The following is a 10256-nucleotide window of genomic DNA, read 5'->3' as shown; positions in this document are numbered from 1 at the left end:
AGGAGTTACGCGAGTGGCAGGGAATCTAGTCACAACCCCCACCCGGAGATAACACGCAACCCATGTCCCAGCTACAGCCACACAATGCGTAGCCTACCAAGGAAAACTGCATCCAGCAAAGGAGGGGCTGCTGCTTCACGCGCGCTCTGATCCACCCCTAATGCGCACCAGCTTTGCAAACATCAGCGCGCCGAGCACCACGGGAGCGAGCAAGGGCAAGGCCCACAGGAACCGAGCGTGCCCCTCGTAAGGCGTGAAGCTAAGTATTTGCCTTCCGTATCTACCTTTAAGATCAGCCAATATCTCGTCATCCGTGCGACCATTGAGAATCTCGCCCCTTATCAACTCTCGCATATTAACCGCAAACTGGGCCTGCGAATCCCGCAGTGACTCCCCAGAGCACACCAGGCACTTCGTCATTCTGAAAATTTTATCTGCACGAGATTCCACCTCCCCAGGTACCAACCCCGCATCAAGCGCAAAGGAGGCGGCATAGCACGGAAAGGGCATACATAAAAGGAAAAGAAAAGCAGCCTGGCCACTGACAAAACCATATACACGCACAATAATGTCTACAACAAAACCACGAAGCATGCAAGCAGTGCACCACAAAAACATTGCAGAGCAGGCCATCATCGCACACCATACAGCATGAAAACCGCGGTAGTACATAGAGCTACGGTTGTATCATGAAACTGCCAACATCCTGACGTGCGTTCCATTTTAAGGCTGCTACCAATTTTGCAACCCGAGTAAAATTGGTAAAACGATTATATACAAAGCACGGCGTAACATATGGCAAATTTGCTATTTTTATAATTCACCACTCAGGTTTTTGCCACTAAATCTAGCAGTTTTTCACGCCGGTACACCTCTACGAGTTGCTAGAATTTAGCATACAAGTTGTAATACACCTGATATCACTCTGCAAATCTCCCTACGTTTATCCCACACATCATGCTGGCGGCCAAGCCAGCACACAAGGGCGCGGCAGGTACAAGCAACCCCAGCGGCGGCATATCCGCACACAGGGACCCATCAATTACAAACTTTGAGCGGCTAGAGCCCGGGAATCTTGGCCTCCTTGACCTTATTCATGACCAACTCTGAAAATTCCAGAAATGACATGGTGCCTATAGTGAGCGTGTTGCCATCAGATTTCACGGTAAACGTTATGGTGTCGGCGTCATCTTTAGCAGCAATGGAGACACTCTTTATTGCATCGATGATAACCTCAAAAAGCGCCATATAGTTAACTTCTCTTGCCACCTCACCCACTGCTTCCTGCTCCTTGCCTAGGTGCGTCTGTTGAACAATATCAGAAACAAACTTTGAAAATTCAGCAAAGCCTCTCAGCTCGAAATGCAGATCTGACTTGCACTTTGCAGGCGAGAGTAACATGCAGCTCTCTGACAGTGATGTATTGCCGTGCACCAGCAGGCTAAATCCATCGCTGCGAAGCTCAATATGTTGGATATCCGCATACAAAGCCTTCTCGGCCTCTGCAGACCCACGCAACTGCGACAGGGAAAGACCTTTCGCTTGGAGAAATAAGCCCCCAGACCCATCGGCACTCTTGTTCCTCACAACCTCTGAATTAAGAGTAACAGCAAACCCCTGCTTACCGTCCTCGGAAGCCGGCGCATTATCCTCTACAGACAAATGTGCCCTGTCATACACAGGAACATACTCACCGGAAGCCGCATCAAAGCAAGAAACTCCAGCCTCATCAGAATATGTGAACTTCACTACCTCATTCGTAGCCTCCTTTCTGAGTACAAGTTTCTTGAGCACCTGTAACAGCAAGCTATCTTTAAATACTGCGCTGTAGCTGGCACTGGTTTTGCATTCTATCACACCAGACTCACCCTCCGCCTCTGGCGACAACCCGAATATCTGCACGCTACCACCCGGCAATGCAAGGTTAAACATGTTATCAGACCCATCGTAGGATAGCGATAGGGATTCCGCTACCACTGACACACCACCAACATCTACTTTAAAATTCTGCAGCAGGATCTGACGCGGAATTATCCCTAGTATTTCAATATCTTCATAGCTGACCGATTTTACAGGAAATACGCCATGCCCGGCACCACGCATAGCATCCACAACAGATAGAGAAACCTGTTTTGCAAGCCACCTTGAAGCCGGATAAGCACCCGCAAGGAGGCCGCACACCAGAATCAACAAGCCTGCACCGACTGACTTCAATTTAGTCATAATACCACCGCCAATAGAACACGTACAAAGCCTACTCCTCTTTTTCAGCAAAGGATACATTCCTGGTCTCGCTAGGAAGCATGACACGCAGCCCGTCGAGTTCTTTAGTCACAACAATTTGACATCCCAACCTTGACGTCTCAGTCAGACCAAATGCTAAATCAAGCATATCGTTTTCCTCATCAGACAGCTCGTTATGCAACTCTACCTTGTCATACCACTCCGGATCAATGATTAAATGACACGTGGAGCAAGCCAACGAACCTTCGCATGCACCTTCCAGATCCACCTTATTCCTGTGCGCTAACGTAAGAAGGGTCTCCCCTTCATGAGCCTCATACGTTTTCTCAACTCCATTCTGAGATACAAAAGTCACCGACGGCATTCACAAACCCCGAAAATTGTAGCTACTATTTCTCTTCATGTAAAAGGGCATCTTGCCCCACACAATCAACAAATCTCGTCTTAATCCTTCTGGAAACGTCGCGCATCTTCTTCGCGTCTGATCCGGACATCGCGTTCCTAGCCTCAGACAGCGCATCACTTGCTTCCTGCAGCATAATTCCAGAAAACCGCTCACTAGCCAGTGCCCCCTCCAGCAGCTCGGCAATGCGTGCACATTCTAGCCTCTCCGCACTGAGCTCTCTAGCAATCATATCCTCATCAAAATTCTCTACTGCACTAAGTACATGCCGCTCCACGTCCGCAGGCGTGATACCCTCCAGTTGATTCACCTCTACACACTTTTCCAAGCCAGTAGACTTCTCGCGGACGGACACAACCAGCAGACCGTCCATATCAACTCTGAATTCCACCTTCACCCTAGCCTCACCCGCAGGTAAGGGAGGCACCCCAATGTCGAACCTCGCCAAAGACCTATTAGCATCGGCCATCTCTCGCTCCCCCTGACACACATGTATATGTATAGCAGTCTGGCCGTCAGTATACGTGGTAAACTCTTGTGTCACAAGAGCCGGCACCGGAGTATTTCGAGGTATTATGGTTTCGACGGCCCCTCCCATAACCTCAAGGGACAGAGAAAGGGGTATAACGTCTACTAGCACTTTCCTGCCCGTAGCAGCAGGATTTGAGAGATAATACGCCTGAAGTGCGGCTCCAACGGCCACAGCCCTCTCGGGATCGACGCTATCGAACACCTTCCCGCAAAATATAGAGTCCAGTGCGGCTTTCACACGGGGGATTTTGGAGGATCCTCCAACTAAAATCACTCTCGAAACGTCACACGGCTCGATCCCAGCATCGGAGATTGTCTGCTCCAAAATCTTCATGGTCTTGGAAACCACCTTATCTACAACCTCGGTGAACTCGGCATCAGTGATATGGCACCGAAAAACATCACCGCATATTCTAAACTCGAAGGCACCGCCGCTTCTCCCACTCAAGGCCTTCTTGGCATTGCAGGCGTCAAGCACTAAGCCGTCAGCGTACGGATCGCCACAAACCCGCTCACGCTTCCAACTTTCATACTGTGCCACAACCAGCTCTGCGAGCAACTGGTCGATGTCATCTCCCCCAAGATTGGTATCTCCCCCCGTAGCCAGTACTTGAAAAACCCCATCATGGAGCCTTAGCACGGAAACATCGAAAGTACCGCCCCCAAAATCGTACACGACGCACACTTCCGCATCACCGGCCTGCTCAACTTTGTACGATAGCGCAGAAGCAGTTGGTTCATTCAGCAACCGCAACACCTCAATACCGGCCATCCTAGCGGCATCTCTGGTTGCCTTGCGTGCAATTTCGTCGAAATACGCAGGAACGGTGATAACAGCATGTGTAACATCCTGACCAGTGCAGCTCTTGACTAACTCAACAAGACGCTTGAGCACCTCTGCAGCAACCTCGACTGGCGTTACTACCTTATTTTGGCCAATACTAAGCGCTGCGCTGCCATTTTTATCTGTAACCGTTGCGCCGCAAAATTGGCTGTGGTGTACATCTTTGGCGAGCTTGCCCATCAGGCGTTTTGTGGAGCGCAAAGCACGCAAAGGATTCGCGTCGTGCCCCACCTTGACCGCTCCATCGCGGGTATATTCAACAATCGAGGGAATCAGAGAGCGCCCGGCTGGATCCTCAAAAACTTTAACGCTGCCATCATGCTCTACAACGGCGATCAAGGAGTTGGTTGTACCCAAATCTATTCCGAATGCAACGTCCCATTTCGTCGTTTCAGGCTCAGTAATATCTAACAGCTGCATGCGGCCCCGCTCTTGTTTAGCTTTTTCAGGTATTTAAGTTTCTCAACTTGCAGCGCAGCCTGGTACATGTCACCTATCGCGAAGAACTTCCCCATAAGTTCCTGACATTTTGATATTTCTGACGTGATCGCAGATTCTGCATCCTGAGAATCACACGTGTCAAATACCTCAGACACAAGGTTGTTCCGGTCTTCATTTTGCAGCTTTGTGCCATTGAGTTCTAGAATATACTCCGCCCTTGCTAACGGGGATTTGAGCACAGAATATGCCTCATTCACCTCCGCTATACGCACAACAGCAGACTCTTTTTTGGCGGGATCAGAGAAACAGTCCGGATGCATGCTGCTTTGCATCGCTACATAGTTCCTCTCCATAGTTTTGAGATCTATGAAAAAATTAACTTCTAAACCAAGCAAGGCAAAGTAGTTTTCAGACATAAAAACTATCCCCACATCCGCATCTGCCCTTCTCGTTGGGGTTTTTAAAAACAAAACCGGACGACAACCTGTCGCTATAATAATCGACCGTGGTACCACGGATGAACATCATAGCCTTCGGCTCAATCAGTACCACAACTTTAAACCCGTCGAACACCTTTTCAACTTTCACTTCTAGCGGCCTGGCGCCGTATGCATATTCGATATGGTACTTAAACCCATAGCATCCCTTCTGCTTTACAAGAATTCTAATCGCGACATCAGGGTCCCCCTTATCTGTAAGCAGCTCCTTCATTCTACGCCATGCTGCATCAGTCACAACAATAGGAGAGCGGCTATCACCCTGGTTGCTTTGCTCAATGCTTAGCTCCATAAGCACCTCAACATTTATCCCCTTTGGCAATCTGCTGCTTGCTTTTATAATCGTGCACTGCGGCCTTCACGGCATCTTCGGCCAACAAAGAGCAGTGTATCTTTACTGGGGGCAGAGACAGCTCCTTCGCAAGAACGGTATTCTTCAGCATGCACGCCTCCTCTATCGTCTTGCCCTTTATGCGCTCCGTGGCTAGCGAGCTTGCGGCAATCGCGGCCCCACACCCGAATGTCTTAAACTTGGCATCAACTATTGTGCCATTTTCATCTACTTTTATCTGCAGCTTCATTACGTCTCCGCAACTCGGAGCCCCAACTAACCCGGTTCCAACGTTTAGATCATCTTTAGGCAGAGAACCAACATTTTGCGGATTCTTGCAGCGATCTAATACGGCATCACTGTAGCTCATATATCCTCCTATGCATCCCAATTAATAGTCTTCAAATCGGTACCTTCCTGTACCATTTCCCATAGAGGGCTCATCTCACGCAGCTTGCGCACACTGCGTATCACCAAATCCGCTGCGTACTCAACTTCTGCAAGCGTGGTAAACCGACCTATTCCAAACCTTATGGATGAGTGTTCAAGATCTTGTTCTACATTAAGTGCACGTAGCACATAAGACGGCTCCAAAGAAGCAGAAGTGCACGCGGAACCTGAGCTCACCGCCAAGTCATTAATCGCCATAATGACAGACTCCCCCTCTACATAAGAGAAGCTCAAATTCAGGTTTCCCGGTATCCTTTGGGAGTAGCTCCCATTCAGAACCACATTGGGAAGCTCCCCCTTAATCTTGTTGTAAAGCACGTCCCGCAACCCCCGTATCCTCTCATTCTCGGTTTCCATCTCTTGCACAGCTATCTTAGCCGCCTCACCAAGACCGACCACCAGGGGCGTCGGCACAGTACCAGACCTCATGCCACGTTCTTGCCCTCCCCCACTGAGCAATGGCACCAGGCGCACCCTCGGGTTGCGGCGGCGCACATACAGCGCGCCACCCCCATAGGACCGTATATTTTGTGCCCAGAAATGCTCAGCAGGTCCACGTTCATGCTATTAACATCTATAGCCACCTTGCCTAGCGCCTGGGCCGCATCAGTGTGAAAAAACACACCCTTGTTCCTGCATATTTTACCTATCTCACCGATGGGCTGGATGACCCCTATTTCATTGTTTACCGTCATGACGGACACGAGTATTGTGTCGTCCCTTATTGCGGCCTCGAGTTTGTCTACCTCCAATATGCCATCTCCCCGCACATCAAGGTAGGTTACCTCAAAACCTTCGGTCTCAAGATGGCGGCACGAATCTAGCACACACTTATGCTCAGTCTTCAGAGTAATGATGTGATTTCCTTTGTTTTTATAGAAGCGCGCCAGTCCTTTTATGGCCAAATTATTAGATTCCGTGGCACCAGAGGTGAATATAACCTCTTTGGGGTCCGCACCTATTGACTCCGCAATTTGCTCCCTAGCAACTTCCACTGCAGACTCGGCCCTCCATCCAAAAGAATGGCTGCGCGAATGCGGGTTAGAGAATTGCCGAAAGTACGGAACCATGACCTCAAGCACCCTGTCATCTACCCTAGTGGTAGCCTGGTAATCAAAAAACACAGGAGGTTGTACTCCCTTGCTCCCCGTCATACTTGTAACCTCCTACTAACCATACACGAGCCCTAGTTAACCGTCATACGAAAGCCATTATAGATTCCATACCAACAATCGGCGATCTTACAAACCTGAGCTTCGGTCACACCAGGCCCTAAACTAATTCTGACAGCGCTCTGCGCACATTCATCGCTGACCCCAAGCGCAGACAGCACGTGCGAGGCTCCGGGTTTGCCTGAAGAGCACGCAGACCCAACGCCTATCGCTACTTTGTGGCTGTCAAAGCCCATAACCTGGAGCTCTTTGCTAACACCAGGCATGGAAACGCACGTAGTATTGGGAAGCCTGTCTACATCGCGCCCAAAGATCACGCATTCAGGCACAAGTTCACCGATTTTTTTCTCCAATAGATCGCGCATTTGCCTTACAGCTGACATTCTACCTACACAAGCTTGTATATCCTCCAATGCTATGGACAAGGAACAAATCGCTACCACGTTCTCCGTACCAGCGCGCAAACCCCTCTCTTGTAGCCCACCAAATATCATGGGCTCTACTTGAACGTTCTTGCCATTGAAAAGCAGTGCACCAGCACCAGGTATCCCGCCAATTTTGTGTGAAGAAATAGTGACAAAATCCGCACCCAACCCGAGCACGCTCACTGGAATCTTCCCACAAGCCTGCACGATATCAGTGTGTACCACAGCCCCGTACTTACGCGCAAGTTTTACAACTTCCTGAACCGGTTGTATCGTCCCCACTTCGTTGTTAGCCAACATGACAGAAACCAAGGCCTTTTTCCCGCCAAGCGAGCTCAAAATGCCATCTAAAGCATCAAGAGATACTACTCCCGAACCATTGACTGGAATCACCATGGGATCCGTCGCCGCGTTCATCACGGAAGGGTGCTCAATGGCGGAGATAATATGCACGTATCCGGCGCTACTCCTGAAAACCAAATTGTTCGCCTCGGTGCCAGAGGAGGTAAATACTACATCATACCCCGCAGCATCGAGCTTGTTGACAACCGTTCTGCGCGCATCCTCAATAACCCCCCTGGTCTTTTGTCCCAATCTATGCACCGAGGACGGATTATAAAAGCCTCCAAACAGCAGCTCATTACCCAGTTTGTGTCGTACCTGTGCGCTCACTGCGGCAGTTGCGTTGTAATCTGCATATATATAGCCGTCATCGCTGTTTACGACCCTGAGATTGTTGTTGAACACATCCAAAATGGAAGTATTCTTCAGATAGTGCATGACATACCTCTCGATGCCATCCCACAAATTGTGGCTGTTACACCTTACGCCAGGAAACGGCAAGCAACCCCCGCGTTCGCTCCCGCATCTGACCATTCTGACTTTATCCCCAACAGAGTCCAGTAGTAAATCCAGCGTTATATGCTCGGGGGGCATTCCAAGAGAGTATCCCCCACCCGGTCCTCTAGTCGATTTTACTAGCCCCTTGTTTTTCAGAGATGTTATCACCCTCTCCAAATAACCCTCAGAGAGGGATTGCTTGTCGGCTATGGAGGAGGCTCTTTTCGGCTTGAATGCACCGCCCGGCTGCCCCTGGTTGAGCAACCCTACCATGAACATCACAGCGTAACGTAACCTTGTGGTCATCAACATGGTAGCCTCACTCTAAACGCGCGTAGTGGCAAAAGCAACAACTGGAGCTAGGTGAAGGATTAAAAAAACCCTTGGTAAGAAGGAACTTTTTAGTTAGCATCTTCACGGTGTACAGTGATAGTGGATAATATACCCCGTGTCAAGTGGGTTTTTCCTGCAAGATGGCTGTGGCGGTATGGTAGAGGTCTGGTAGGTAGGAATGCGAGAGGTTTTTTTTAATGGGCCCGCGGGCAAAATAGAGGGACGATATACAGGAAGCAGGGATGCTGACGCCCCTTTGGTGCTGATACTTCATCCCCACCCGCAGTACGGTGGGAGCATGGACAACAAGATAGTATACAACCTCTACAGGGTATTTGCCGTGAACGGCTTTTCCGTCCTTCGGATAAACTTTCGTGGCATTGGCAAGTCTGCGGGTGTTTTTGACAAGGGCGTGGGAGAACTTAGTGACGCCGCAACAGCTGCGGATTGGCTCCAGAACAACAGTCCTTCGGTTTCATCGTTTTGGGTTGCGGGTTTTTCCTTTGGAGCGTGGGTGGCTATGCAACTTATGATGCGCAGGCCAGAAGTTGACGGGTTTGTTGCGGTATCTCCGCCAGCAAACAGATATGATTTTTCGTTTCTTTCGCCCTGCCCTGTCCCTGGGTTGATAATTCAGGGGGATAATGACAGTATAGCTGAGGAAGCGGCGGTTTCTCAACTCGCGTCAAGGTTGAGCGCCTCTATTAAGAGTGAGCATATGCAGTATTACGTCGTGGAAAGGGCAGACCACTTTTTCCGTGATCATATCAGCCAACTCAACGAGGTGGTTGATGCATATATAAAGTCCAGAATGTCAGCTGGAGGCGAGCAGGCGTTTTCTGATAAGAAGATCAAGGGCAAGCATCCTGTGTACGCTGGGTAGTGTAGGGTTCGCGGTACATTCCTGCCGCATTTCGCTGTAAACCAAGAGGCACGGGCGGTCGCTTTTGCTACATCTCAGCAGTTTTTTACCCAGGTTCGGCTTTTGTCTTGCACATGCTGGAAGTGTAGGACTTGTTGGGCGTATGTGCGTTAAGGCCCAGAGCATCTGTGCTGCCACGGTGCACGCAGCGGCCGATACATCCTTTAAACATGCAAGAGAGACGGGTTTCATACGCGTTACACGTTCACCGCGTCTAGCGCCGGCCAACTTGCGGCATACGGATTTCCCAGAGTGACGACGCGGTGGTTGAAGGCGGGAATTTTGTATTGTACAATCTCGCTTGTTTCATAGGAAAAGCAGTGGTGCACAGTTCCTGGCCCTTCAAAGAAGCGGAGAGAATTCTCCAAGCATTTGGCGAAGAACGAGAGGTAATCTTGTCCGTCGGGTATGGGCCCTCCGGGCTACCACATATTGGAACCTTAGGTGAAGTTGTGCGAACCACGTTCGTGGCTAACGCATTGCGTGAGATTTCACCAAACACTTCAACTAAGATCTTAGCGTTTTCGGACGACATGGATGGGCTGCGCAAGGTTCCGGAAAACATTCCACAATATGACATGGTAGCTGAATGTCTAGGCAGGCCGCTAACATCTATCCCAGATCCATTCGGTACCCATCAGAGCTATGGGCACCACATGAACCACATATTTTGTGAGTTCCTCGATAGGTTCGGAGTTGAATATGAACTCAAAAGCGCCACCGAGTGCTACAAATCTGGGGTATACGATTCTGTACTGCTAAAGTTATTGCAAAATTACGACGAAGCGACCAAAGTACTGCTCGCCACGGTCGGGGAAGAGCG

Annotated in this window: 9 protein-coding genes and 2 pseudogenes; 2 read left to right on the top strand and 9 right to left on the bottom strand. The window is 49.8% G+C overall.

Annotation, left to right across the window (positions count from 1 at the left end; genetic code table 11):
• Positions 1–135: 135 nt before the first annotated feature.
• The 9 genes and pseudogenes from GAC_RS04350 to GAC_RS04310 all read right to left on the bottom strand — a co-directional run bounded on the left by GAC_RS04350 (position 136) and on the right by GAC_RS04310 (position 8490).
• Entirely contained in the window at positions 136–594 is a 459-nt protein-coding gene (locus GAC_RS04350; RefSeq protein ID WP_241760160.1) for a cytochrome c-type biogenesis protein, read from the bottom strand.
• Positions 595–1059: 465 nt separating this feature from the next.
• Positions 1060–2223: a hypothetical protein gene (locus GAC_RS04345; protein ID WP_037349533.1), complete on the bottom strand. Its 1164-nt coding sequence runs from the start codon at positions 2221–2223 to the stop codon at positions 1060–1062.
• 31 nt (positions 2224–2254) lie between these two features.
• Complete coding sequence (locus tag GAC_RS04340) at positions 2255–2608, bottom strand: ferredoxin family 2Fe-2S iron-sulfur cluster binding protein (protein ID WP_010264616.1); 354 nt, start codon at positions 2606–2608, stop codon at positions 2255–2257.
• Positions 2609–2633: 25 nt separating this feature from the next.
• Positions 2634–4442, bottom strand: a complete 1809-nt coding sequence (locus GAC_RS04335; protein ID WP_010267651.1) for an Hsp70 family protein — start codon at positions 4440–4442, stop codon at positions 2634–2636.
• The gene (gene hscB / locus GAC_RS04330) at positions 4430–4879 is read right to left on the bottom strand and encodes a Fe-S protein assembly co-chaperone HscB (RefSeq protein WP_010267654.1); all 450 of its coding nucleotides are present in this window, start codon (positions 4877–4879) and stop codon (positions 4430–4432) included. The genes GAC_RS04335 and hscB overlap by 13 nt, the downstream gene beginning before the upstream one ends.
• Positions 4872–5252 (bottom strand): HesB/IscA family protein, encoded by a 381-nt coding sequence (locus tag GAC_RS04325; protein WP_010267657.1) that lies wholly within the window; start codon positions 5250–5252, stop codon positions 4872–4874. Before GAC_RS04325 ends, hscB begins: the two co-directional genes overlap by 8 nt.
• 7 nt (positions 5253–5259) lie before the next feature.
• Complete coding sequence (gene iscU / locus GAC_RS04320) at positions 5260–5661, bottom strand: Fe-S cluster assembly scaffold IscU (RefSeq protein ID WP_010267658.1); 402 nt, start codon at positions 5659–5661, stop codon at positions 5260–5262.
• A gap of 8 nt (positions 5662–5669) precedes the next feature.
• A pseudogene (locus GAC_RS04315) lies at positions 5670–6895 on the bottom strand (IscS subfamily cysteine desulfurase).
• A 32-nt stretch (positions 6896–6927) separates the two neighbouring features.
• Positions 6928–8490 carry an aminotransferase class V-fold PLP-dependent enzyme gene (locus GAC_RS04310; protein ID WP_012658970.1) on the bottom strand — a complete coding sequence of 521 codons (1563 nt, stop codon included), beginning with the start codon at positions 8488–8490 and terminating at the stop codon, positions 6928–6930.
• 199 nt (positions 8491–8689) lie between these two features.
• On the opposite strand from GAC_RS04310, the gene GAC_RS04305 reads away from it, so the two are divergent.
• Both GAC_RS04305 and GAC_RS04300 read left to right on the top strand, forming a co-directional pair.
• Positions 8690–9394: an alpha/beta hydrolase gene (locus tag GAC_RS04305; RefSeq protein WP_010264631.1), complete on the top strand. Its 705-nt coding sequence runs from the start codon at positions 8690–8692 to the stop codon at positions 9392–9394.
• Positions 9395–9696: 302 nt separating this feature from the next.
• A pseudogene (locus GAC_RS04300) lies at positions 9697–10256 on the top strand (lysine--tRNA ligase); the annotation flags it as partial.

This window comes from Anaplasma marginale str. Florida (assembly GCF_000215485.1).
In the GTDB taxonomy this organism is placed as follows: domain Bacteria; phylum Pseudomonadota; class Alphaproteobacteria; order Rickettsiales; family Anaplasmataceae; genus Anaplasma; species Anaplasma marginale.
The sequence above is the reverse complement of the archived record's forward strand: the minus strand, read 5'-3'. Positions and strand labels throughout refer to the sequence as shown.